The following is a 24,178-nucleotide window of genomic DNA, read 5'->3' as shown; positions in this document are numbered from 1 at the left end:
CAGACCCTACACTGCCTGCCTTTGTCCGATTTCCCCTGGAGTCTCCCCGCATGATCGACCGCGCCGCCATCGCCGAAGCCCGCCGCCACATTTCCACCGCCCAGCCCGACTTTCTGCGCACCACCCCGCTGATGCGCGTGCCGGGCCGATCCCTGGGCGTGGACTGCGGCGAGGTCTGGCTCAAGCTGGAGCACCTGCAGGTGGGCGGCAGCTTCAAGGCGCGCGGCATGCTGTACCGCCTGCTGGCCAACCCCGTGCCCGAGAGCGGGGTCATCATCGCCTCCGGCGGCAACGCCGGCATTGCCGTGGCGGCCGCCGCCAAGGCCCTGGGCGTGCGCTGCGAGGTCTTCGTGCCCGAAGTCTCGCCCGAGGCCAAGCGCGCCCGGCTGCGTTCGCTGGGCGCCGACGTGGTCGTCACCGGCGCGGCGTATTCCCAAGCCTTCGAGGCGTGCGTGGCCCGCCAGAAGGCCACGGGCGCCCTGCAGGCCCACGCCTACGACCAGCCCGAAGTGGTGGCCGGCGCGGGCACCCTGGCGCTGGAGATGGAAGAGCAGGGCGGCCGCCTGCCCGACACGGTGCTGGTCAGCGTGGGCGGTGGCGGCCTCATCGGCGGTGTGGCCGCGTGGGTGGAGAGCCGCGCCCACGTGGTCGCGCTGGAACCCGAGCGCGCGCCCACCCTGCATGCCGCGCGCGCCGCAGGCCAGCCGGTGGATGTGGAGGTGGGTGGCGTGGCTGCTGATTCCTTGGGCGCCCGCCGCATCGGCGCCATTGGCTGGGAGGTCAGCCAGCGCCATGTGCACGATGCCCTGCTGCTGCCGGATGACGCCATCCGCGCCGCCCAGCTGTGGCTGTGGAAAGAGCTGAAGCTGGCCGTGGAACCCGCCGCCGCGCTGGGCCTGGCGGCCCTGCAGACGGGTGCCTACCGGCCCCAGCCGCAGGAAACCGTGGCCCTCATTCTCTGCGGCGCCAACTTCGACCCCGCCAGCCTCGCCTGAGCCGGGGCCGACCACCCCTTTAAAATCCAGCCATGCTTGACATCCTTCTCCTCCGCAAAGACCTCGACACCGCCATCGCGCGCCTGGAAACCCGCAAAAAGCCCCAGGCCTTCCTGGACGTCTCCGCGTTCCAGGCCCTGGAGTCCGAGCGCAAGACGCTGCAGACCCGCACCGAAGAGCTGCAGGCCCAGCGCACCCAGCTGTCCAAGCAGGTCGGCATGCTCATGAGCCGGGGCGACAAGGACGGCGCCGAAGCCGTCAAGGCCCAGGTGGCCGCAGGCAAGGTGGAGCTGGAGCAATCGGCCGCCCGCCTGGAACAGGTCCAGGCCGAGTTGCTGGCCATGCTGGTCGCCGTGCCCAACCTGCCGCACGAATCCGTGCCCGTGGGCCCGGACGAGTCGGGCAATGTCGAAGTGCGCCGGTGGGGCACGCCCGCCAGCTTCGCCTTCGAGGTCAAGGACCACGTCGACGTGGGCACGCCGCTGGGCCTGGATTTCGACATGGGCGTCAAGCTCTCGGGCTCGCGCTTCACGGTGATGAAGGGGCAGATCGCCCGCCTGCACCGGGCCCTGGCCCAGTTCATGCTGGACGTGCAGACCCAGGAGCATGGCTACACCGAGTGCTACGTGCCCTATGCCGTCAACGCCGACTCGCTCAAGGGCACGGGCCAGCTGCCCAAGTTCGAGGGCGACTTGTTCGCGGCCAAGAAGGGCGGCCAGGACGGCGAGCCCGTGCCCGACAACGCGGCGCTGTACCTCATTCCCACCAGCGAAGTGCCGCTGACCAACTTCGTGCGCGACGTGGTCGTGGCCGAGTCCGAGCTGCCCATCAAGCTCACGGCCCACACGCCGTGCTTCCGCTCGGAAGCGGGCAGCTACGGCCGCGACACGCGCGGCATGATCCGCCAGCACCAGTTCGACAAGGTCGAGATGGTGCAGATCGTGCACCCCGACAAAAGCTACGAAGCGCTGGAAGAAATGACCCGCCACGCCGAGGCGGTGCTGCAAAAGCTCGGCTTGCCCTACCGCGTGATGAGCCTGTGCACGGGTGACATGGGCTTTGGCGCCGCCAAGACCTATGACCTGGAAGTGTGGCTGCCCGCGCAGAACACCTACCGCGAGATCAGCTCGGTGAGCAACTGCGAGGCCTTCCAGGCCCGCCGCCTGCAGGCCCGCTTCAAGAACGCCCAGGGCAAGAACGAGTTGCTGCACACCCTCAATGGCTCCGGCCTGGCCGTGGGCCGCACGCTGGTGGCCGTGCTCGAGAACTACCAGCGCGCCGACGGTTCCGTGGAGGTGCCAGAGGTGCTGCGCCCGTACATGGGCGGCGTGGCGGTGCTCGCACCCGCCGCCTGATGGGGCGGGCCACGGGGACGGCGCGCCGGGGGAGAATCCAGCATGACTTCCTCTGACAACACCATGGCCAGCCCCACCATCCGCCTCACGCAGTACAGCCATGGGGCGGGCTGCGGCTGCAAGATCAGCCCCAAGGTCCTGGACGTGATCCTTGCGGGCAGCGGGGCCCAGAACCTGGACCCGCGGCTGTGGGTGGGCAATGCCTCCCGCGATGACGCCGCCGTCTATGCGCTGGATGGCGAACGCGGCGTGGTCTCCACCACCGACTTCTTCATGCCCATCGTGGACGACCCCTACGATTTCGGGCGGATCGCGGCGACCAACGCCATCAGCGACATCTACGCCATGGGCGCGGACCCGCTGATGGCCATCGCCATCCTGGGCTGGCCGGTGAATGTGCTACCGCCCGAGGTGGCGCGCGACGTGGTGCGCGGCGGGCGTGCGGTCTGTGATGCCGCAGGCATCCCGCTGGCCGGCGGGCATTCCATCGATGCGCCGGAGCCCATCTTCGGGCTGGCCGTGACCGGCGTGGTGGAAAAACGCCACCTCAAGCGCAATGACACCGCCACTGCGGGCTGCCGCCTGTACCTCACCAAGCCGCTGGGCATCGGAATCCTCACCACCGCCGAAAAGAAGGCCCGGCTGCGCCCGCAGGACGTGGGCCGCGCGCGCGACCTGATGTGCACGCTGAACAAGCCGGGCAGCCGGTTTGGCAAATTGCCGGGTGTCATGGCCATGACCGATGTCACGGGCTTTGGCCTGCTGGGCCACCTGGTCGAGATGGCCGAGGGCAGTGGCCTGAGCGCCGTGATCGACTACGACGCCGTGCCGCGCATCCGTGGCGTGGAGCACTACCTGGCCGAGGGCTGCGTGCCGGGCGGTACCCTGCGGAACTTCGACAGCTATGGCGCCAGGATCGGTCCGCTGGACGAAGTGCAAAAGCAGCTGCTGTGCGATCCGCAGACCAGCGGAGGCCTGCTGATCGCGGTGGCGCCGCAGGGCGAGCGTGAATTCCTCGCGGTGGCCGCCGAGTCCGGGCTGCCGCAGATGGAGCCCATAGGCCATCTCACTTCCCGGCAGGCCTTCGCTGTCACGCTGCGCTGATGCTGGACACCCTGGCCGACTACCGGCACATCTTCCTGAACGATGTGCCCCTGATGGACGTGCGTGCGCCGGTGGAGTTCGTCCAGGGCGCATTTCCGGGCGTGGCCAACCTGCCCTTGATGGACGATGCCGAACGCCAGAAGGTGGGCACCTGCTACAAGCACCAGGGCCAGCAGGCGGCCATCGCGCTGGGGCATGCGCTGGTGTCCGGCGAGATCAGGCGCGCACGCACCCAGGCCTGGGCGGAGTTCGCGGCGGCCCATCCGCAGGGCGTGCTGTATTGCTTTCGCGGGGGCTTGCGTTCCCAGATCGTCCAGCAGTGGCTGCAGGCCGATGCCGGGATCGCCTACCCCCGCGTGGCCGGCGGCTACAAGGCCCTGCGCACCTTTTTGCTGCAGACCACCCAGGCGGCGGCGCGCGAATGCCCGTTGGTCGTGCTGGGCGGGCTGACGGGCACCGGAAAGACCGAGCTCATCTCGCAGCTGCCCAACGGCCTGGATCTGGAAGGGCACGCCAACCACCGCGGGTCCAGCTTTGGGCAGCGTGTCAGCGGCCAGCCGGCCCAGATCGATTTCGAGAACCGCCTGGCGATCGATATCCTCAAGAAGCGGGCCGCGGGGCAGCGGCTGTTCGTGGTCGAGGACGAAGGCCGGCATGTGGGCCGCTGCGCCGTGCCGCTGGAGCTGCGCCTGCGCCTGGAACAGGCGCCGATGGTCCATGTCGAGGATGCCTTCGACGCCCGGGTCGAGCGCATCCTGCGGGACTACGTGGTCGGGCAGTGCGCCGAGTTCTGCGCCGCGCAGGGCCCGGCGGCGGGGTTTGAATCGTTCTCTGCCCGATTGCTGGAAAGCCTGGACAAGCTGGCCCGGCGCCTGGGCGGCGACCGCCACCAGATGCTGCGCGCAACGATGCTCCACGCGCTGGCGCGGCAAAAGGCGCATGGCGATGTTGCGCATCACCGTGGCTGGATCGCGGCATTGCTGCGCGACTACTACGACCCCATGTACGCCTACCAGCGTGAAAGCCGGGCGGGGCGCATCGAGTTTCAGGGGGAGTTCGGCGCGGTGCTGGCCTACCTGCGCGATCGCTCCGTGGCCTCGGGCCCCCCGCCGTAGGCCGGCGGCACCGAAAAATCCACCTGGGCCTGCGCCAGGCGCTGCATCGCGGGTATCAACGCCCGCGCATCGCCGCGCCGCCACTGGAACGCGTACTGCAGGGGTGCAAGCGCTGTGCGCCCGCCCAGCGCGCGCAAGCCCGGCGTGCCGACCCAGGCCGCGGGCAGAAAGCCCACGCCCACCCCCGCGCGCAACATGCCGGCCACGGCCCCCCAGCTGTTGCACAGGATGCGCTCGCGCACCGCAACGCGGTGCGCGAGCAGCCAGTCATCGAGCAACCGCGTGGTGCCCGCACCCGGGGGGAGGGTGACCAGCGGATGCTGCTGCAGCAGCGCTTTCGCCCCCAGGCGGCCGGCGCCGGGCAGATCGGCGGCCACAGCCCAGGTGAAGCGCGCAGCCCCCACGGGCTGCGAGCGCAGCGTGCTGCGCGACGAGCGCCCCGCGATCACCGCGAAGTCGAGTTCGCCGTCGTCCAGGCGGCGCTCGAGCACGCCACCCACGTCCACGCAGGGCTCCAGGGACAGGCGGGGATGCGCGCGGCGCGCCGCTGCCACGAACGCGGGCAGCCAGGTGAGGGCCGAGAGGTCGCCCACGCCAAAACGGCAGTGGCCCGCGAGATCTGTGCGCGCATCCAGTGCCTGGTCCAGTGCCGCGACGGCGTTGAGCACATCCAGCGCGGCGGGCAGCAGCCGCGTGCCGGCCTCGGTGAGCACGGCGCGGTGTCCGCTGCGGTCAAACAGCGGCTGCCCCAGCGCGGCCTCCAGTTCCGTGATGCGCTTGGACAGCGAGGACACGGACAGGTGCACGCGGCCGGCGGCGGTGGCGAAGTTGGCGCAGGTGGCCGCCCACCAGAAAGCCTCGAGCTGCTTGACCGACGGAGTGTGCATGGCGGGGTCCTTGTTGGCAGAAAGAGAATTAATCCATTCTAAATATTTCGCTTTCATTCATTGAATGGCAAACCTACAGTGGCGCGGTTCCTGAACGCAATGAAAGCCCCGTGCCCATGGCCTCCCTCCCCCATCTGGCCCCCGCCGCCCTGGCGCCCGCCCCCTTGCCCCCCGCGCCGGCCGTGTTGCGCCGCATGCTGTCACTGCAGGATTTCGAGGAGGCCGCGCGCCGCCGCCTGCCCCGGCCCATCTTCGGCTACATCGCTGGCGCGGCCGAGGACAATGCCTCGCTGCGCGACAACCGTGGCGTGTTCGGCGAGCACGCCTTCGTCACGCGCGTGCTGCGCGACGTGTCGGGGCGCTCGCAGGCGGTGGAGCTGTTTGGCGAGCGCTACGGCAGCCCGTTCGGCATCGCGCCCATGGGCATCAACGCCCTTTCCACTTACCGGGGCGACCTCGTGCTGGCACGCGCGGCGCGGCGCGCGGGCATTGTTTCGGTGATGAGCGGCACCTCGCTGATCCCGATGGAGGACGTGGCCCGCGACAGCCCGGGCACCTGGTTCCAGGCCTACCTGCCCGGCGACCAGGTGCGCATCGACGCACTGGTCGACCGGGTGGAGCGCGCGGGCTTTCGCACGCTGGTCGTCACGGTGGACATACCGATCTCGGCGAACCGCGAGAACAACATCCGCACGGGCTTCTCGACGCCGCTCAAGCCCAGCCTGCGCCTGGCCTGGGATGGCCTCGTGCGGCCGCACTGGGTGGCGGGCACCTTCCTGCGCACGCTGCTTCGCCATGGCATGCCGCATTTCGAGAACTCGTTCGCCACGCGCGGCGCTCCCATCGTCTCGTCCACGGTGCTGCGCGATTTCTCGGCGCGCGACCACCTTGGTTGGCTTCACCTCGAAGCCATCCGCCGCCGCTGGAAGGGCCCGCTGGTCGTGAAGGGCCTGCTGAGCGTGGAGGATGCCCTGCAGGCGCAGCGCATCGGGGCCGACGCCGTGGTGCTGTCCAACCACGGCGGCCGCCAGCTCGATGGCGCCGCATCGCCCATGCGCGTGCTGGAAGCGGTGGTGGCCGCCGTGGGCCCCGCTTACCCCGTGCTCATCGACGGCGGCTTCCGGCGTGGCTCCGACGTGCTCAAGGCCATCGCGCTGGGCGCGCGCATGGTCCTGGTGGGGCGCCCGTTCAACTATGCAGCCGCCGTCGCCGGCGAGGCGGGAGTGCACCACGCGATCACCCTGCTGCGCGACGAGGTGGACCGCAACCTTGCCATGCTGGGCGCCACCAGCTGCGGAGAGCTGGGCCCTTGGCACCTGGTGCGGCGGCGGGGGCCCGGGGAGGAATGTTCGCCAGGGCTGGCGTCCTGACGGGTGCCTGCGGCCTGGCTCGACGATGTCAGTGCGGCTGCGGTGCGTTGTGGTGGGGGAGCTGCAGTCTGGCCCGCCTCAGCCCGCGAATTGATCGCAGCGGATCGGGTGCCCAGGGCGTGGGTCCTGCATTCCCCAAAGGCTGCCTGGCTGCCCAGGGGGTGCCGGCAAACCAAAAGAAAAAGGCCCTGCGCTATTGATTAAATAGCATCAGGGCCTTATCAGTGGCGGAGAGGGTGGGATTCGAACCCACGGTAGTGTTGCCACTACGCCTGATTTCGAGTCAGGTACATTCGACCACTCTGCCACCTCTCCTGTGTGTCGAAGCCTGCGATTATAGCAAGGTTTTCAGGGCCTTCGCGCGGCAGTGCTACCCAGGGGGGCGGTACCTCGGGCACCGTTGCGCTGCCGTCCGCCTGCTGGTAGTTTTCCAGCACCGCCACCAGCGTGCGGCCCACGGCCAGACGGGAGCCTCTGAACTCTGGAGCGATGGGTAGGCTGCTGGGTAGGTGCTGGAGCGAAGCGGCTATCAGGCAGTGCGGCGCCGCATCCTCGCTAGCCCAAACATGGCCAGCAGTGCGGACAGGCCAACCAAGGCCCACTCGGTTAGGGTGGGGATGGAGGCTGGCGACACGGGTACAACAGCAACAGCCGTCACCACTGTGGCAAGGTTGTTGGCGGTATTCGTCTCCCCACCACCAGAAACCTGGGCGCCATTGGTGACCGAAGCGGGTGCATTGGCCGCGATATCCACAGTCAATGTGATGGAGGGATAGCTCGCGCCCGCACTCAGCGGATCGCTTCGGGTGCAGGTCAGCGTCGCGAGCGTGCAGGTCCAGCCAGCGCCCGCCAAGGCTGTTGCACTCAGCCCAGGAGGAAGGACATCGGTCACGGTGACTGCGCCGCTCGTCGGGCCCACTCCGCCATTGGATGCAGTGATCGTGTAGGTGGCGCCTGTCTGCCCCTGGCTGAACGGGCCATTGGCCGGCATGGCCACGGTCAGATCCGGTAGCAACGGAATGACTGTCGCAGGATCGGTAGCCGTGTTGTTGGCTGCATTCACATCGCTGCCTCCTGTCACCGTAGCAGTGTTGGTCACGCTCGCTGGCGCATTGGCCGCGACATTCACGGTCAAGGTGACGACGGGATAACTCGCGCCTGATGCCAAGGGATCTGACCGAGTGCATGTGGCAGTTTGGCCCGCAATGTTGCAAGTCCAGCCGGTTCCTGAAGCGGTAGTCGGTGTCAATCCTGCAGGCACAGTATCGGTCAGCGTCACGAGGCCTGAGGTGGGCGAGCCGCCAGTATTGGATACCGTCAATGTATATGCGGCGCCAATCTGGCCTTGCGTGAAATTGCCTGTATGGCCTTTGGTGAGCACAAGATCGGGGCCCGCCCCGATGGTTGTCACATCCAATGCGGAATTGTTCGAGGAGTTGATATCCCCGCCCCCTGCAACCGTCACGGTGTTCGTCAGGGACGGGGGCGCTGCCGGCGACACATTCACGGTCAAGGTGATCGGTGGATAGCTTGCGCCAGCGGCGAGCGGATCGCTGCGGGTGCATGAGACAGATTGGGCCACGATGCTGCAGACCCAGCCAGCACCCGCTGCCGCTGTGGGAGTGAGTCCGGCAGGCACCGTGTCCGAGACGGTGACTGCACCCGCACTGGGCGCACCCCCGGTATTGGACACCGACACGGTATAGGTGGCCCCCACCTGGCCTTGCAAGAAGCTCCCGGCATGGCTCTTCGAGACAGTCAGATCCTGAGCGTAGGCCGAGGACAGAAAAGCTCCGGCGGCCAGAACGAGGAGAGCTGCGATGCGGCGGCGAAAGAGCATCATGGTTTTGATCCCGTACAGTCCAAGAAGCGTTTCATTTGACACAGCGCATCCACGCTGCCTGCGTACCTGTGGCGACACGCCTGCGATTGCAGTTGCATCGCCCCCACGGCCAGTGAGTCTCGCATGTGCCCGGCCTCATCGGTGATCAGAAGGGCAGGCTCACCCGCCCGGAAGCGCTGGTGTACCGGTATGACCCGGCCTGGCCGGAGAACAAGGGCGCCGTGTTGCTGGCCTCGATGCCGACAAACCACTGGACCGGGCTGCTGCGCCGTGATGCGAGGCCGATGGCGCCCCGCCATATCGGCTCCGACGCGCCATCGACGCGCTGCTGGCCGGCATCGATGCTGGCGCTCAGCACCACCACCTGCGCCACCTCGAACCGCGACGACAGGCCCGCCGATGCCTCATGCAGCCGCTCTGGGGAGAAGTACTCTGGCCGGTAGGCGTTGGTGTTGTGGTAGCTGCGCGTTTTTATGTAGGCATTGAGCCCATAGCGTTCGTCCAGCGAGTAGTTCCAGCGGGTGCGCAGTATCGGGCGGTTGTTGTCGTTGGAGAACAGCGCCGTGCCTGCCGCTACCCCGACGTTGAATCGCTCGGTGAAGGCGTGGTCGAGAACCAGTGCCAGGGCTGTGAAATGCGTGCCGTTCTCGATGCCTCGGATGGAGTTCACCAGGTCTCTTTCCACGCTCACTCCCAGCGCCGTGGAAGGGGTCAGCCGCTCCATGTAGTCGAGCCCCCCCACGAGGTAGCTGGTGCCCGCCACGCGGGCGGCGCCCAGACTGGCGTCGATGGTGCGTTCCTTGCTGGTTTGCTTGTAGGTGCCTGCCGCGAGGCTGCCGCTGGCCGCCCAACCCGGCGCCGTGTAGCGCAGGGCTCCGGCGCGCAGGCCCCAGCCAGCGGCATTCGCATAGCCCAGCGTCTGCCTGCTTTCATGGAAGTCGTCTGAATCGCGGCTGGCGAAGAACGAGCCCGAAACCGACTGTGCCTGCACGCCGCAGGCACAGAGCACCGCCAGCGCGCCAATGAAACGCCCCTTCATTTCGTACCCCAATTCTTTGACCGGCTGACCAGTTCCTTGATGTAGCCCAGCACGCATGCGGGCTGCAGCACCACGCTGTAAAACAAGGCGTAGAAGATAAACCCCAGCACGTTGCGGCGGACCTTGAGCCCCTGTTCGGTGAACATCTTGGCCTGGACGGTGAACATGAGGTAGTTGACGATCATAGCGAGCGGCAGCACCAGCAGCGTCATGGGCCCCGCGATCCAGTACACGCCAAACAGCGCCAGCACGAGGCCTGGAACGAAGGCGAACGTATAGACCAGATCCATGTAGGGGAACAGCAGGTTCCACCAGATGAACAAGGTGGTCATGCGCGGCTTGAACAGCAGGCGCCAGTGCGATTTGAAGGCTTCGATGAGCCCTCGCGACCAGCGCTGGCGCTGGCGGATGAACTGCAGCCAGGTATCGGGTGCGTTCGTGAAAAGGCAGGCGTTCTCCGCGAAGCCGACGCGATGTCCGCGCTCCAGGATCGCCCATGTGAGCACGATGTCTTCACCCACCGTATGGGCCCATCCGCCGAGTTCGCGAAGGATGGCCGTGTCGTACACGGAAAACGCGCCTTGGGCCACGAGGGTGCCCTGGTACAGGCTCTGCAGGCGCTTGATGGCGGCAATGCCATGGAAGTAGTCCCATTCCTGAATGGCCGTGACCATGTTCTTGCGGGAATTGCGCACGAGTACCGCGCCTGCCACGGCGCGGGTGTTGGGCGGATCGCTCATGTAGCGGCGCACCAGGTTGTGCAGCGCGCTGTGGTGAAGGTAGGAGTCCCCGTCGACGGTGATGGTCAGGTGGTGGCGGACCAGGGCCAGGCCGGCGTTGAGCGCGTTGGCCTTGCCCACGTTGTGTTCAAGGTTGAGCACCTGCAGCCACGGATAGTCCAGGCCCGCGAGCTTTTCGGCGGTGGAATCCTTCGAGCCATCATTGATCACCACGACCTGCAACGGCCCCTCGTATTCCTGGCGCGAGATGCTCTCGATCGTGGAGACGATGCTTTCCTCCTCGTTGTAGGCCGCCACGAGGATGGTGATTCCCGGCAGGCGCGCGCTGGAGTGTCTTGCCGCGGGGCGCCGGTCCAGCAACAGGCTGACCACCAGGAATGCGTTCATGAAGCCCGGCACCACCGCGATGCCGTAGATCACCGGGTAGGCCGCCCACGGGCTGATGACCCGCGCCAGATCGTGCACCCAGGCATCCGCGGCATAGATGGAAAAAGCCATCCACACCACTCCGGCGAACAATGCGAACGCAAATTTCCACCGCACCGACAGGTACGGCCGTGCCCACTTCGTGGCTGCTGGGGCTGGCGACGATGTGCTTGCGGGGCTGGCCGCGCGCTGCGGTTCGAGCGTGGGCAGGGCCGCAGGGCTTGTCTGGAGGTTGCGCGTCATCGGGAAACTCGCCTTGTGGGCTGTAGTCGGGGGCAGGCGGGTGGGGCGCGGCCCAGGTCACAAGCAGGTGCGTATTTGTAAAAAATTGAAACTGTGGTGTACGAATTTTGCTGCTGGCGTGGATGCGCGTCAACCGCAATGGCCCTGCAGGCCGCCCAGCGGGCGCAAAAGCAACTGTGCGGGCGCGCCGGGCGCGTGCCCGCGCGGTGCAGGGCTCTGTGCGGAACCCCGGGTCCGTACAGAGCGCTTTTTCTTTGCACTCTGGGCGCCTTGGGCCATGATGGACCTTGTCCGGGCATGGGGCGCCGCGCCGCCGGGCAGGGATTTTCCTGGCGTTTCTGCGGCATTCGACGTGTGCAAAAACCACCATGGGCACCGAGGCAACCACTCCAGAGCGACCGATTTTCTTGGCAATGGCACCCGCGGGCCCCGTGGGACGGCGCTGGGCCCTGGGCGCCGTTGTCGTGTCGGCCGTGCTGTTTCTGGCGGCCATGCCCTTCGCCAAGCTGCCCCTGCCAAAGATGGGCGCGTTCATCCCCGCCTATCAATCCGCCCTGGTGCTGAGCGATCTGATCACCGCGGTCATGCTGTGGGGCCAGTACCGCATCCTGGGGCATGCGGGCCTGCGCGTTCTGGCCTGCGGGTACCTGTTCACGGCCCTGGTGGCGGTCGCGCACGCGCTCACGTTTCCGGGCCTGGTCGCCGAGGGCGGCTGGCTGGGCGCGGGGCCGCAGAGCACTGCCTGGCTGTACATGTTCTGGCACGCCGGGTTCCCGGCGGCGGTGATTGGGTACGCGCTGAGCAAGCCAGCGGCGGCCAGTCAGCCCGAAGCCGCGCCCGCGCAAGCGGGTTTTCTTTTTTCCACCGCGATCAGCGTGGCCGCCGTGCTGGCGGCCGTGGCAGCCCTCACTGCGCTGGCGACCGTGGGGCAGTCGCTGCTGCCACCGATCATGCAGGGCAGCCGGTACACGCCGACCATGCTGGCCGTCGTCACCACCGTCTGGGGCGTCAGCGTGGTCGCGCTGCTGCTGCTCCTGCGGCGCAGGCCGCTGGTGGTGCTGGACCTCTTGCTCGTGGTCACCATGTGCGCGTGGCTGTTTGACATCGCGCTCTCCGCCGTGCTCAACGGCGGACGCTTCGACCTGGGTTTCTACGCCGGACGCCTGTACGGGCTGATGGCCTCCACGGCGCTGCTGGCGGTGCTTCTGGTGGAGAACACGATGCTCCACGCAAGGCTGGCGGCGGCCTACCAGGCGGAGCGAGAAAAGCGGCGGCAGATCCAGACCCAGGCGGCGGAACTGGTGGAGAAAAACCGGGAGCTGGATGCCTTCTCCTATTCCATATCGCACGATCTGCAGGCGCCCGTCCGCGTGATTCAGGGGTTCGCGGGCATGCTGCTCGAGCGTTCCGACAGCCACCAGGATGCGGAAACGCGGCGGATGCTCAAGGTGATCGACGACAGCGCGCGAAAGATGGGGCAGTTGATCCGCGACCTGCTGGATTTCGCACGCCTGGGGCGCCAGCCCATGCACCCTGCCCGCGTCGACATGAATGCCCTGGTCGAGCAGGTCATCGCGGACGTGCGGCACACCGGACCGGGGCGCGATGCCGCGTTCGCGGTGGCGCCGCTGCCGGAAGGCTGGGGCGACCGGGCCCTGCTCCGGCAGGTGTGGGTGAACCTGATCTCCAATGCGGTCAAGTACAGCGGCCCGCAGGGCGCGCACATCCAGATTTCCGGCAGCGGGGACGGCGGTGAATGTGTCTACCAGGTGGCCGACCAGGGCATCGGGTTCGACATGGCCAGGGTGGACCGGCTGTTTGAACTGTTCCAGCGGCTGCACACCGCCGAGGAGTTCCCTGGCACGGGGGTGGGCCTGGCTTTTGTGCAGCGGATCGTGGTGCGGCATGGGGGGCGCGTGTGGGCTCTCGGCGCATTGAACGCGGGCGCCACCTTCAGCTTTTCTCTGCCCCAGGCGCCGACACCGCAGGATGCCGGGGCCACGGGCTGAAGAAAGCCCCTCCCGCGGCCCTGTATGCGCGGCGCGGCGTGCCCAGCCCAGAAACTGGCAGGTGGCGGATGCGCCGGGGAAGAGGCTGGCAAGCAGGAGCAAAACGTGCCGATGGCGCTTGATGCACAAGCGCAATGTGCTATTGAATATGTAGCAAACTGGAGCCTGGCAACCTCCGGGTTGCCGGCCTGCATCGGTCATCATGCCCGCAGCGGCAGCACCAGCCTGAACTCCGCCCCGCGCCCCGCATCGCTGTCCACTTCCAGTGTCCCCCCGTGGCGCTGGATCACCGTGTGCACCAGCGCCAGCCCGAGCCCCACGCCTCCGATGGCGGGGTGGCTGCGGTCATGCAGCCGGCGAAACGGCGCGAACAGCTGGCCCTGCAGTTCCGGGGCGATGCCGGGGCCTTCGTCGCGCACCGACACGACCCAATGGCGGCCCCGCTGCACGATGGAGCACTGCACCACGCCTTCTTCGGGGCTGAACTTGACGGCGTTGTGCAGAACGTTGGCCAGCGCGCGGCACAGCATGGCGCGGTCGCCCACGGCGGGGGCGGTCTCCGGCGCGGCGGCGATGGTGACCTCCACGCCACGGTCGCGGGCCAGGGCCCAGATGTCGTCGACCGTTTCGGCCAGCGCCGCCACCAGGTCCAGGGAGGCCATCCGGTATTCCTGCGTCTCGGCGCTGGCCAGCTTCACGAAGTTTTCCGCCATGCCCAGGGACGCGCGCGCATAGCGCTCGATGCGCAGCATCAGCTCGTCGCCCGGCATGCGGCCGGGGTAGGCACGCTGCATTTCCAGCAGCGTCAGGATGGAGGCATTGGGGGTGCGGATGTCGTGCGAGATGAAGTTCATCGCCTGGTCGCGCTGCAGCTGTGCGCGCCGCATCTCGGTGAGGTCCACCAGCGTCATCAGCCAGCCCGCCTTGGCCAGGTCGGTGAAGGGCCTGCACTGCACCAGCAGGCTGCGGCCCTGGGCGTCGCTGCCTTCGCTTTGTTCGGGCATGCACTGGTTGAGCAGCTTGTCCTGCGTGATGAGCGGCTGCCCGGTGCCGGTCTGCACCAGGTCCTGAAGCAGGTCGACCACGGACTGCCCCTGCAGCGGCACCAGCGGGTCTCCGCCCACATGGCGGCGCGCTGCCACGTTGGTGAGCAGGATCCGCCCCTGGGGGTCGCAGACGATGGTGGGCGAGGGCAGCTGTTGCAGGCTCTCGCTCACGAAGTGGTGCAGGTCGCGCAGCTGGCGGGATGCGCGCTCCACGGCGTTGATGCGTTTTTCCAGGAAATCGCCCGAATCGCCCGTGCGGGGCTGCAGCCGCATCGACAGGCCGTCGCGCTGCAGGCGCTCCATTTCCAGCCGCAGGAAGTGGGCGGCCGCGCTCAGGCGGCGCCAGCTCCACAGGGGGTAGGCCAGCACGAGCCCGGTCAGTGCCGCGGCGGGCGCGAACTGCAGGCCCACCCACCAGGGCAGGGCCACGCTCAGCAGCAGGGTGGCCACCCCCAGCCCCGCGCTGGTGAGCAGCGCGATGAACGGCCCCACCAGCAGCAGGGCCAGCAGCGCGCCCGCCACCGGGGCCAGGTTGAACAAGGTGTTGAGGGCGGGGGCGGCTGGCTGGATCCGCACGCCCGAGAGGCGGCCGTCCAGCACCTGGGCCACCACCTCCACGCCGGGCATGAGCCGCGACTGCTGGCTCATGGGGGTGGCAAACATGTCGCCCAGGCCGGCGGCGGCCGCGCCCACGAGCACGTACTTGCCGCGAAACGCATCCGCGGGGACCTGGCCGCGCAAGACGGCGATGTACGAGTAGGTGGTGAAGTGGCCCGGTCCGCCAGCGTAGGCAATCAGGGTGCGGTCGGCGCGTTGCCATGGGCCGGGGGCCGCCATGCGCGCGGGCTCGGCGTTCCCCGGCCCGGCGCGCGGGGCGGCGCAGTGCGCCAGGGCGGGGTCCGCCACGCACTGCAGCGCCATGCTGAAGTGGGGCCAGGGCGCCGCGGCCGGCCCCTCCTGCAGGTACAGGCTGCGCACCACGCCGTCGTTGTCCGGCACCACGTGCACGTGGCCCAGGCGGGCCGCGGCATCCGCGAACGCGGGCCAGGGCAGGTCGGCCGTGTCGGCGGCCGGGCCATGGCCGCGCCGCAGCACCGGCAGCACCACGCGCCCGCTGCGCTGCATGGCGTCGGCCAGCAGCACGTCGTCGCCGGGGTAGTCCAGGTCCTCCTCGTTGAAGAGCACGTCCATGCCGATGGCGCGGGGCTGCTGGGCCGACACCCGTGCGATCAGTTCCGCGTGCAGCGCCCGCCGCCAGGGCCAGCGGCCGATCGCCGCGATGCTGGGGTCGTCGATGGCCACGATCACGATGTCGGGGTGCGCGGGGCGGGAGATCAGGCGCAGGCCGGCGTCCTGCACCAGGTGGTTCACCCGGCTCAGGCTGTCGGCGGTGCTGAGCCACGCCACCAGCCCCAGCAGGGCGATGGACAGGAGGCTCCATTCCAGGCGCCGCTGCTGGCCCCGGGTCCGTCCGGCGGTCCGCATCGGCTCAGCCTCTCCGTGCCCTGGGCTGCGGGCGCGGTGCCGGGCTGGGGCGCGGGCGGGCTCTCAAGGCCGCCCCACGGGCTGGCCATTCGATGTGGAGACCGGCAGGCCGGTGCCCGTGCTGACCCCTGAACCCACCCGGATCTGGCGTGGCGGCGAGAAGTCGCTTTGCAGGCCCGTGGAATCCTGCACCTGGATGCGCACCAGGTAGCTGCCCGCGGGCAGGTTGCCGGCCCGCCATTCGGGAGCATCGAGCAGGGTGTCGAGCACGAGCTTGTCGAATGCGAGGTCACCGGCACCGGCCAGCTGCAGGCGGAATCGCTGGCCGGGCAGCGCAGGCCAGTGCAGGCGCACGTCGGTGTCGCCTTCCTGTGCCTGCACCGACTGCAGGGACAGGGTGGCGGGGCGGTCCGCCACCATGAAGGGCTGGGGCGGTGCAAACGGCCCCTGGTCGGCCTGGCCATCGGGCAGTTCCAGCAGGCTGGCCACGCGCCAGAAGTAGCTGCCCGCGGGCAGGGCACCCAGGGGCAGGCGGCACTCGCCCAGGCGCTGCGCATCGAGCAGCGGCTGGGCGAACTGGGCGCTGCCGGCCACCTGCACGCGGTACCAGCGCGCGCCGGGCACGTGGGTGCACAGCAGCTCGCCCGTGCCGCTGACCACCACGGCGCCGGGCGCGGGCTGCTGGTACAGCGGCGCCACGGGGCGCGTCTTGATCGCGAAGGGCAGCACGGCGGGCAGCCCCGGGATGCCCGCATCGTCCAGTGCGCGCACGGACAGGTAGTACTTGCCGTCTTCCAGGGCTTTCCAGCGCAGCTGGCCGTCCGCGAAGCGGCCGTGGCGCAGCACCTGGGTGAAATCCGGGTCCCGGGCCACCTGGGCCTCGTAGCGGACCGCGCCGGGCAGCGCGGGCACGTCGATGGCCAGCAGGCCCGCATCCCCCAGCGTGGCCGGCACGCCCGACGTGTCGGGCGCCGCCAGCAGGGGCCGGGGGCGCCGACGGTGCCATCGGCCGCCACGGCCAGGCCCTGGCCCGGCGCGAGCATGGCGCCGGTGGGCGCGGGGGCGGCGGTGGCCCCGTCCGGGCGCGGCTGCACCGCCACGGAGCCGCTTTGCACCGAGGCGGTGGTCTGGCCGGCGTCGCCCATCGCCACGCTGAAATGGGTGCCGCGCACGCTGGTCACGGCCAGCGGCGTGCGCAGCTCGAAGCGGCGAAACGCCTCGGCGCTGGGTGGCACCGAGGACTCCACCGCGCCGCTGCGCATCTCCAGCACCGATTGCAGGCTGCCCGCGCGCCCTCGCCGGCGCAGCTGCCGCAGTTGCAGCTCGGAATGGGCCTGGACCCGCACCACCGTGCCATCCGCGAGCTTGACGGCCACGAAGGCATCGGGGCCGACCTGCACCACGGAGCCTTCATCGAGCCGGCCGCCCTTCACAAGGGGCTCCGGCGCGGCATCCGCGCGCGCCTGCCCGGTGGCCATGCCGTGCACGAACTCCACGGTGGCCGGCTCCGAAGGCTGCAGGTGCACCGGAATCCACACCACCGAGCCCGGCTGCAGGCGCCGGGGGTTGGCCACCTTGTTGCGGGCCTGCAGCAGCGGCCATTGGTGGGGGGCGGCCAGATAGGATCTGGCCAGGCCTTCGAGCGTGTCCCCTGCCTGCACGGTGTGGGGAATCTCGTCGCCCTGGGGCGTGGCGGAGCGGGCCTCGGCGCGGGGGGGCACCAGGCTCGCCAGGAAGCCGAGGGTGAGTGCCGCGGTGGCGCCCAGGGTCCAGCGGACGCGCCCTTTCATCGTTGCCAAGTCAGATCTCCTTTGTGCCGCCTCGGGCGGCTGGGCAGGCCACGGCGCCCTCTGGGGGCCGTGGAAGGTGGTTCGGGTCAGGCCCTTCGCTGGGCCTCCACGGCTTCAAAACGGTAGCCCACGCCGTAGACCGCCGAGACGATGAAACCGTTGGAAGGCCGCAGGTCCAGCAGGGTGCGCAGGCGCGAGATGTGGGTGTCCAGCGAGCGCGACATCACATCCGCGACCTGGCCCCAGATGATGTCCTTGAGGTGGTCGCGCGACAGCAGCCGGCCCATGTTCTGAAACAGGAACAGGGCGAGATCGTACTCGCGGTTCTTCAGCTCCACCGGCACGCCGTCGATTTCGATGGAGCGGGTCTCGCACAGGAAGCGGTAGCGCCCGAACTCCACCACGCCGCCCGCATTGTCCGGATAGGCGCGGCGCAGCAAGGCCGAGACGCGGGCATTGAGCTCGCCGATGCGCACGGGCTTGACCATGAAGTCGTCCGCGCCGCTGCCCAGGCCTTCGACGATGTCGCGCTCTTCCTGGCGGTGCGTCACGAACAGGATGGGCAACTGGGTGCCCACGTTCTTGCGCACCCAGCGCACCACTTCCGGCCCGGTGGTGTCTGGCAGGTGCCAGTCCACGATCAGCAGGTCAAAGGTTTCGCGGCGCATTTCACGCAGCAGGTCCGCGCCATTGAGATGGGTGTGGCAGACATGGCCCATTGCCTCCGTGGCCTGTTTGATCAGATCCAGCTGGAGCGCATCGTCGTCCAACGCGGCTATGCGCATGGTTTCCCCCGTCGAGAATGCAATTGCGGATTATTTGCGAGAACCACCGCCTCCGAGGGGGCGGGCACGCGGTGCCGTCAGCAAGTTGACATTTGTTGACGGTTTGTGGCGCGCCGGGGACGGGGAGGGGCGGGCGCCGTTCAGCGGTCGGGGGCCAAGGGGCGGGACTCTGGAGCAATCTCGCGCACCAGCCGCATGCCGACCAGGGTGTAGCGGGTCTGCGGGCTGTTCCAGTTGCGGTAGCCGCAGCGCGCGTAGAACGACCATGTGTGCCACGAGCCTCCCCTGCGCACGCGCACCGAGCCTTCGTCGGGCCCCTGCGGGTCGTCGTGCGGAGACTGTGCGTAGTACGTGTCCCCGTGCCAGTCCGACACCCATTCCCAGGCATTGCCCAGCATGTCGTGCAGCCCGAAGGCATTGGGCGCATAGCTGCCCACGGGCGCGGTGAAGGCGTGGCCGTCGCTGCCCTCCAGCGCGTGCTGCCGCCAGCGGGGCCACAGGGGGGCGGCCTCCTGGTCGAAGGTATTGGCGGTGCGCAGCAGCCCCTGCGGGTCATCGCCGTGGGGGTAGCGGGTGCGGGTGCCCGCGCGGCAGGCGTACTCCCATTCGGCCTCGGTGGGCAGGCGGTAGCGGTGGCCTTCGGTGCGGCTCAGCCACCGGGCCAGGGCCTGGGCGTCGTTCCAGGTCACGTTGACGACCGGGTGGTCCGGGCCTTGCGCGAAGCCGGGGTTGCGCCACGAATAGCGCGGGTCGCGGCCCTCAAACGCATCGCCGCGCCGCGTGGTGGCCGGGTCGTAGGCAGGGTTGTAGCCATAGCCGCCGGTGCCGTCCGCCTCGGACTCGGGCTGGTACCCGGATGCGTCGACAAAGCGTCGGAACTGCCCCACCGTGACCTCGTGCTGGCCCAGGTAGAAGGCGCGGGTGATGTGCACCTCGTGGGCCGGGGACTCGTCTGCCAGGTCGGTCAAGCGCTGGCGCTCCAGCAGCGGGAAGGCTTTTTCCAGGGTCTCGAGCGGCGGGACGCCACCCATCCAGAAGCTGCCCGCCGGCACCCGGACAAAGGCCATGCCCAGGCTGTTGATCCAGGGGGCCGTGGCGGGGCGCGCGTCCTGCGCTGCCGGTGGGTGCTGGCAGCCGGCCAGCAGCGCAGTCACCACCACTATCAGCGCCCCACGGCGAACTGACGGCAATGCGGGCAATGCCGGCGGCAATGGGGCGGCGCGGGCGCGTGGCCTCAAGGCTTGTCCTGCAACTCACTCACGCATTCGAACACCAGGCGCGAGCCGTCGTTGCGCAGCAGTTTGGCGTGCAGGGCCATGCGCTGGCATTCGCGGCTGGCCGCGGCGTAGGCCTGGGAGGTGTCTGGGCCATAGACCGGCACACTGAAAGTGCGGTCGCGGCCCGAGGCCATGGGACCCGAGGGGCCATGGGGGTTGGTCGCATTGCAGCCGGCGAGCAAGGCCAGCACTGACACCGAGGCACACAGCAGTTTCATGGAAGTCTCCCGAGCAGATCAGGGAACCCAGTTTACGCACATGCCCGCACGCCAGGCATGCTCGTAGCCGTCAAGACACGGCGCACGGCGCCATTTTTTACCTATTCAGGCCCCGGGCGCAATCACCATGAGCCTTGATTGCTATGAAAAAAAGAGCATTTCCTTGCAGTGCCCAGGCGCGGCCAGAGTGCCCGGCTTACGCCGCAGCGGCTGCCTCGGCCAGGGCCTGCAGGGCGGCAGCCACCTCGGCGGCCTGCACGCCGTCCACTGGTGCCAGGCGCGGGGCCAGGGTTTGCAGCGCCGTGCTGTCCTTTTGCAGCTGGGCAATGGCCTGGCCGGCTTCCTTGGGCGCATCGAAGCCGGTGCTCTGCAGCAGCAGGCGGCCGTCTGCATCCACGAGCTTGAAGTAGAACTTGCCGTCGGCTTCGCGGTATTGCTTGAACGAAGGCAGCGCTGTCTTCGCGGCCTTGGCGGGCTTGGGCGCTGCCGTGGCCTGGGCCAGACTGCGCAGGCCCACAGCGGCGCGCAGCTCGCGGATGAACGGCGTGGCCAGCGCACGGGCGCGTTCGGCACCGGCCAGCAAGGTCTGCTCGATGCGCGCGGGGTTGTGGATGAGTTCCTCGTACTGCGCGCGCATGGGGGCGATCACCTGGTCCACGCGCTCGAACAGGGTGTGCTTGGCATCACCCCAGGCGATGCCGTCGGCGTAGGCCTTGCGCAGGGCCTCGGTCTCCGCGGGCGTGGCGAAGGCCTGGTAGATCTGGAACAGCGCGGAGCCTTCGACCTCCTTGGGCTCGCCGGGCGCGCGCGAATCGGTCAGGATGCCGCCGATGAGCTTCTTGAGCTGCTCGCGCGAGCTGAACAGCGGGATGGTGTTGTCGTAGCTCTTGCTCATCTTGCGGCCGTCCAGCCCCGGCAGGGTGGCCACATGGTCGTCGATGGCCGCCTCGGGCAGCACGAAATGCTCGCCATACAGGTGGTTGAAGCTCGCGGCCATGTCGCGCGCCATCTCGATGTGCTGGATCTGGTCGCGGCCCACGGGCACCTTGTGGGCCTTGAACATCAGGATGTCGGCGCCCATGAGCACGGGGTACATGAACAGCCCGGCCGTCACGCCGTCGTCCTGTTCGCGCCCGGCGGCGGTGTTCTTGTCCACGCTGGCCTTGTAGGCGTGGGCGCGGTTGAGCACGCCCTTGCCGGTCACGCAGGTCAAGAGCCAGGTGAGTTCAGGGATCTCGGGGATGTCGGACTGGCGGTAGAACGTGACCTTCTCGGGGTTCAGCCCTGCGGCCAGCCAGCTGGCCGCGATCTCCAGCGTGGAGCGCTGGATGCGCGCCGGGTCTTCGCACTTGATGAGCGCGTGGTAGTCGGCCAGGAAGTAGAAGCTCTGCACGCCGGGCGTGAGGCTGGCGGCCACGGACGGGCGGATGGAACCCACGAAGTTGCCCAGGTGGGGCGTGCCCGTGGTGGTGATGCCGGTGAGAAAGCGCGTGGTGCTCATGGAGACGGTGTCAGCAAAAAGGGGGAGAAAAGGCGATCAGCGCAGCAAGGCGGTGAGCGGCGTGAGCAGCAGGTTGATGGCGCCGTAGCCCAGCGACATCAGCGGGCGCAGCCACAGCGTGCCCACCACGCCCGCGATCACGAGGCCCATCACGATGAAGAAGCCCCAGGGCTCGATGCGCGAGACCATGTGGGCCTGTTTCCAGGGCAGCAGGCCCACCAGGATGCGCCCGCCGTCGAGCGGAGGCAGCGGAAACAGGTTGAACGCCCACATCACCAGGTTGACCAGCACCCCGGCGCGGGCCATTTCGATGAAGAAGCGCTCGTCCACGCCAAAGCCCACCAGGGACACCAGCAGCACGGCCCAGACGATGGCCTGGATGAAGTTGGAGGCGGGCCCCGCCAGCGCCACCCACACCATGTGCTTCTTGGGGTTGCGCAGGTTGCCGAAGTTGACCGGCACGGGCTTGGCATAGCCGAACAGGAAGGCCCCCGAGGTCGCGAAGTACAGCAGCAGCGGCATCAGGATGGTGCCGACCGGATCGATGTGCTTGAGCGGGTTGAGGGTGATCCGGCCCATCATGTACGCGGTGTTGTCGCCAAAGTGGCGCGCGGCGTAGCCATGGGCTGCCTCGTGCACGGTGATGGCGAACAGCACCGGCAGGGCGTAGATCAGAACGGTTTGGATGAGATTGGAGATGTCCACCTGTCGATTGTCTCAGACGCGTGGCATGGGTCCCGGGCCGCGCGGGAGGAGGGGCCGGCCGGGCAGCGTGGCGGCCAGTGGTACGACAAGATCGGGAGTGGCGGACAAATCGTTGATAGCATGTGGCATGGCGTAACGAATTGCATCTGTTGGGCTCGCGTCCAGCCCTTTTCTTGCGCTCTGGCCCACACTCATACTACGCAGACCCCTTTCGGAGACATTCCCGTGCCCTTGGATCACCTCAAAATCGGAACCCGCCTCATTCTTGCGTTCGGGGGCATCGCCCTGCTGGTGGCGCTGACCATGGGCATGGCGATGTCCAGGATCGGCCGGGCCGAAGACGCCTACCGCGGCGCGGTGTCCACGGCCAGCAACGCCGCCGCGGACGGTGAGCGCACGGCCAAGGCCACGCAGGCGCAGGAGCACCTGCAAGGCGCGCGCGGCTGGATCGTGGGCGGCGGGCTGGCGGTGTTCGCGCTCTCGCTGGTGGCTTTTCTCACGCTGCGCAGCGGCATTGTCAGCCCGCTCAACCAGGCCATCCTGATCGCCGAAACCGTGGCCTCGGGCGACCTGAGCCAGGAATTCAGTTCGGACCTGGAAGGGGACTTCGGCCGGCTGCTGGGGGCGCTGGGCACCATGGAAGACACGCTGACCGACCTGGTGTCGCGCATCAAGCAGGATGCGGATGCCATCAGCGCCTCCGCGGTGAACATCGACCATGGGAACACCGACCTGTCCCGCCGTGCGGAGGACCAGGTGTCCTCCCTGACCGAAACGGCGGCCAGCATGGAGCAACTGACCGCCACCGTGCGCCAGAACGCCGAGCGCGCCCATTCCGCCAGCGGCCTGGCCGTCAAGGCCTCGGCCATCGCCGAGCACGGCGGCACCGTGGTGGGCGAGGTGGTGCAGACCATGCAGGCCATCAGCGGCAGCTCGCGCAAGATCGTGGACATCATCCAGGTCATCGAAGGCATTGCCTTCCAGACCAACATCCTGGCGCTGAACGCCGCCGTGGAGGCCGCCCGCGCGGGCGAGCAGGGCCGGGGCTTCGCGGTGGTGGCCAGCGAGGTGCGCAACCTGGCCCAGCGCAGCGCGGTCGCCGCGCGCGAGATCAAGGCGCTCATCAGCGCGTCGGTGGAGCAGGTGGAGAGCGGCGCCGGCCAGGTGGGCAAGGCTGGCAAGACCATGGCCGAAATCGTGACCGCCGTGGGCCAGGTGAGCGCGCTGCTGGGGGAAATCTCCATCGCCCTGCGCGAGCAGAGCGAGGCCATCAGCCACGTGAATGTGGCGGTGTCGCACATGGATGGCTCCACGCAGGAAACGGCCGCGCTGGTTCAGAGCGCCGTGTCCACCGCGACCTCGCTCACCGCGCAGGCCCGGGACCTGGAGCAGGCCGTGGGTGCGTTCAAGCTGTAGCCCCTGAGCGGCGGCGCCGCTTCCCCCTCAGGGGGACGCCACCGGTGGCCTGGCGGAGCCAGTTCCATGGTGGCGCTGGTTTTGGCAGCGCCGGTTTTTGGGCGCGGTAGCCTGAAAGGCGCTTTTGCCGATCCTCAAGACCGCTCTGCGCGGGCGCCGGGCGGGCCCCCGGGCCTGCAGTTTTACAGCCCCAGAGCCTTCAAGCTGCCCCGGCCTTCGCGCATCACTTCGGGTTCGCCGCCGGTGCCCATGGGGGTCAGGTCCACCACCGTCGTGGGCTCCAGCGGGCAGGCGCCCGCATCCACCACGGCATCCACCAGCTTTTCATAGCGCTCGCGGATTTCCTGCGGGTCGTTCAGCGGTTCCGTCTCGCCAGCGGGTATCAGCGTGGTGGCCAGCAAGGGGGCGCCGTGCAGCTCCAGCAGCAGCTGCAGGCCCTTGCGGTCGGGCACGCGCAGGCCGATGGTCTTGCGCGAGGGGTGGCTCACGCGGCGCGGCACTTCCTTGGTGGCTTCGAGGATGAAGGTGTAGGGGCCGGGCGTGCCCAGCTTCAGCAGGCGGTACTGCCGGTTGTCCACGCGCGCATAGTTGGCCAGCTCCGACAGGTCGCGGCACAGCAGCGTGAGGTGGTGCCTGTCGTCCACCTGGCGGATGCGGCGCAGGCGGTCCACGGCGTCCTTGTCGTCCAGGTGGCAGACGAGGGCATAGCTGGAGTCGGTGGGCACGGCCACGATGCCGCCCTTTTGCAGCAGCGCCGCCGCCTGCTTGAGCAGGCGGGGCTGCGGGTTGTCGGGATGGACTTCGAAATACTGGGCCATGAACGGGTGCG

19 protein-coding genes, 1 tRNA gene and 1 pseudogene are annotated in these 24,178 nt (G+C 68.7%); 7 read left to right on the top strand and 14 right to left on the bottom strand.

What is annotated here, in order from left to right; genetic code table 11:
- Positions 1-50: 50 nt before the first annotated feature.
- The 4 genes from AC3RCE_RS19530 to mnmH all read left to right on the top strand — a co-directional run bounded on the left by AC3RCE_RS19530 (position 51) and on the right by mnmH (position 4,569).
- Positions 51-995: a threonine/serine dehydratase gene (locus AC3RCE_RS19530; protein WP_369643143.1), complete on the top strand. Its 945-nt coding sequence runs from the start codon at positions 51-53 to the stop codon at positions 993-995.
- A gap of 32 nt (positions 996-1,027) precedes the next feature.
- Positions 1,028-2,350 carry a serine--tRNA ligase gene (gene serS / locus AC3RCE_RS19525; RefSeq protein WP_492253736.1) on the top strand — a complete coding sequence of 441 codons (1,323 nt, stop codon included), beginning with the start codon at positions 1,028-1,030 and terminating at the stop codon, positions 2,348-2,350.
- 63 nt (positions 2,351-2,413) lie between these two features.
- The gene (gene selD, locus AC3RCE_RS19520; RefSeq protein ID WP_492255413.1) at positions 2,414-3,454 is read left to right on the top strand and encodes a selenide, water dikinase SelD; all 1,041 of its coding nucleotides are present in this window, start codon (positions 2,414-2,416) and stop codon (positions 3,452-3,454) included.
- Complete coding sequence (mnmH, locus tag AC3RCE_RS19515; RefSeq protein ID WP_492253735.1) at positions 3,454-4,569, top strand: tRNA 2-selenouridine(34) synthase MnmH; 1,116 nt, start codon at positions 3,454-3,456, stop codon at positions 4,567-4,569. The genes selD and mnmH overlap by 1 nt, the downstream gene beginning before the upstream one ends.
- Here the strand turns inward: mnmH and AC3RCE_RS19510 are convergent.
- Positions 4,527-5,456, bottom strand: a complete 930-nt coding sequence (locus AC3RCE_RS19510) for a LysR family transcriptional regulator (RefSeq protein ID WP_492253734.1) — start codon at positions 5,454-5,456, stop codon at positions 4,527-4,529. The two genes, mnmH and AC3RCE_RS19510, sit on opposite strands and share 43 nt — an antisense overlap.
- A 116-nt stretch (positions 5,457-5,572) precedes the next feature.
- Here AC3RCE_RS19510 and AC3RCE_RS19505 point away from each other — a divergent pair, with 116 nt between their 5' ends.
- On the top strand, positions 5,573-6,826 hold the full coding sequence (locus tag AC3RCE_RS19505) for an alpha-hydroxy acid oxidase (RefSeq protein WP_492253733.1): 1,254 nt from the start codon (positions 5,573-5,575) through the stop codon (positions 6,824-6,826).
- A 225-nt stretch (positions 6,827-7,051) separates the two neighbouring features.
- Here the strand turns inward: AC3RCE_RS19505 and AC3RCE_RS19500 are convergent.
- The 4 genes from AC3RCE_RS19500 to AC3RCE_RS19485 all read right to left on the bottom strand — a co-directional run bounded on the left by AC3RCE_RS19500 (position 7,052) and on the right by AC3RCE_RS19485 (position 11,117).
- Positions 7,052-7,141, bottom strand: a tRNA-Ser gene (locus AC3RCE_RS19500).
- A 214-nt stretch (positions 7,142-7,355) separates the two neighbouring features.
- Positions 7,356-8,669: an IPTL-CTERM sorting domain-containing protein gene (locus tag AC3RCE_RS19495; RefSeq protein WP_369643122.1), complete on the bottom strand. Its 1,314-nt coding sequence runs from the start codon at positions 8,667-8,669 to the stop codon at positions 7,356-7,358.
- Between the two features lie 145 nt (positions 8,670-8,814).
- A complete protein-coding gene (locus AC3RCE_RS19490) occupies positions 8,815-9,708 on the bottom strand; it encodes a hypothetical protein (protein ID WP_218295787.1) in 894 nt (297 codons plus the stop codon).
- Positions 9,705-11,117: a glycosyltransferase family 2 protein gene (locus AC3RCE_RS19485; protein WP_492253732.1), complete on the bottom strand. Its 1,413-nt coding sequence runs from the start codon at positions 11,115-11,117 to the stop codon at positions 9,705-9,707. Before AC3RCE_RS19485 ends, AC3RCE_RS19490 begins: the two co-directional genes overlap by 4 nt.
- Positions 11,118-11,530: 413 nt before the next feature.
- Here AC3RCE_RS19485 and AC3RCE_RS19480 point away from each other — a divergent pair, with 413 nt between their 5' ends.
- A complete protein-coding gene (locus AC3RCE_RS19480) occupies positions 11,531-13,126 on the top strand; it encodes an MASE4 domain-containing protein (protein WP_255594758.1) in 1,596 nt (531 codons plus the stop codon).
- A 200-nt stretch (positions 13,127-13,326) separates the two neighbouring features.
- Here AC3RCE_RS19480 and AC3RCE_RS19475 read toward each other — a convergent pair whose 3' ends face one another.
- The 8 genes and pseudogenes from AC3RCE_RS19475 to AC3RCE_RS19440 all read right to left on the bottom strand — a co-directional run bounded on the left by AC3RCE_RS19475 (position 13,327) and on the right by AC3RCE_RS19440 (position 21,933).
- A complete protein-coding gene (locus AC3RCE_RS19475; protein WP_492253731.1) occupies positions 13,327-15,657 on the bottom strand; it encodes a CHASE2 domain-containing protein in 2,331 nt (776 codons plus the stop codon).
- A gap of 63 nt (positions 15,658-15,720) precedes the next feature.
- Positions 15,721-16,611: a hypothetical protein gene (locus tag AC3RCE_RS19470; protein ID WP_492253730.1), complete on the bottom strand. Its 891-nt coding sequence runs from the start codon at positions 16,609-16,611 to the stop codon at positions 15,721-15,723.
- A gap of 203 nt (positions 16,612-16,814) precedes the next feature.
- Positions 16,815-17,135 (bottom strand): annotated as a pseudogene (locus tag AC3RCE_RS19465) (FecR domain-containing protein); the annotation flags it as partial.
- A 398-nt stretch (positions 17,136-17,533) separates the two neighbouring features.
- Positions 17,534-18,232, bottom strand: a complete 699-nt coding sequence (locus AC3RCE_RS19460; RefSeq protein WP_218295783.1) for a response regulator transcription factor — start codon at positions 18,230-18,232, stop codon at positions 17,534-17,536.
- Between the two features lie 140 nt (positions 18,233-18,372).
- A complete protein-coding gene (locus AC3RCE_RS19455; protein WP_218295839.1) occupies positions 18,373-19,299 on the bottom strand; it encodes a formylglycine-generating enzyme family protein in 927 nt (308 codons plus the stop codon).
- A gap of 167 nt (positions 19,300-19,466) precedes the next feature.
- A complete protein-coding gene (locus AC3RCE_RS19450) occupies positions 19,467-19,727 on the bottom strand; it encodes a hypothetical protein (protein WP_218295782.1) in 261 nt (86 codons plus the stop codon).
- A gap of 196 nt (positions 19,728-19,923) precedes the next feature.
- Positions 19,924-21,228 (bottom strand): tryptophan--tRNA ligase, encoded by a 1,305-nt coding sequence (locus AC3RCE_RS19445; RefSeq protein WP_492253729.1) that lies wholly within the window; start codon positions 21,226-21,228, stop codon positions 19,924-19,926.
- A 36-nt stretch (positions 21,229-21,264) separates the two neighbouring features.
- Positions 21,265-21,933: a site-2 protease family protein gene (locus AC3RCE_RS19440; RefSeq protein ID WP_218295780.1), complete on the bottom strand. Its 669-nt coding sequence runs from the start codon at positions 21,931-21,933 to the stop codon at positions 21,265-21,267.
- Positions 21,934-22,158: 225 nt separating this feature from the next.
- On the opposite strand from AC3RCE_RS19440, the gene AC3RCE_RS19435 reads away from it, so the two are divergent.
- Complete coding sequence (locus AC3RCE_RS19435; protein WP_369643118.1) at positions 22,159-23,349, top strand: methyl-accepting chemotaxis protein; 1,191 nt, start codon at positions 22,159-22,161, stop codon at positions 23,347-23,349.
- Positions 23,350-23,531: 182 nt separating this feature from the next.
- On the opposite strand, the gene AC3RCE_RS19430 is transcribed toward AC3RCE_RS19435, so the two are convergent.
- On the bottom strand, positions 23,532-24,167 hold the full coding sequence (locus AC3RCE_RS19430) for an L-threonylcarbamoyladenylate synthase (protein WP_218295778.1): 636 nt from the start codon (positions 24,165-24,167) through the stop codon (positions 23,532-23,534).
- Between the last annotated feature and the right edge of the window lie 11 nt (positions 24,168-24,178).

It is taken from the genome of Acidovorax sp. GW823-FHT05D11 (genome assembly GCF_058795695.1).
Note: the sequence above shows the minus strand (reverse complement) of the source record. Positions and strands in the feature narration are given on the sequence as shown.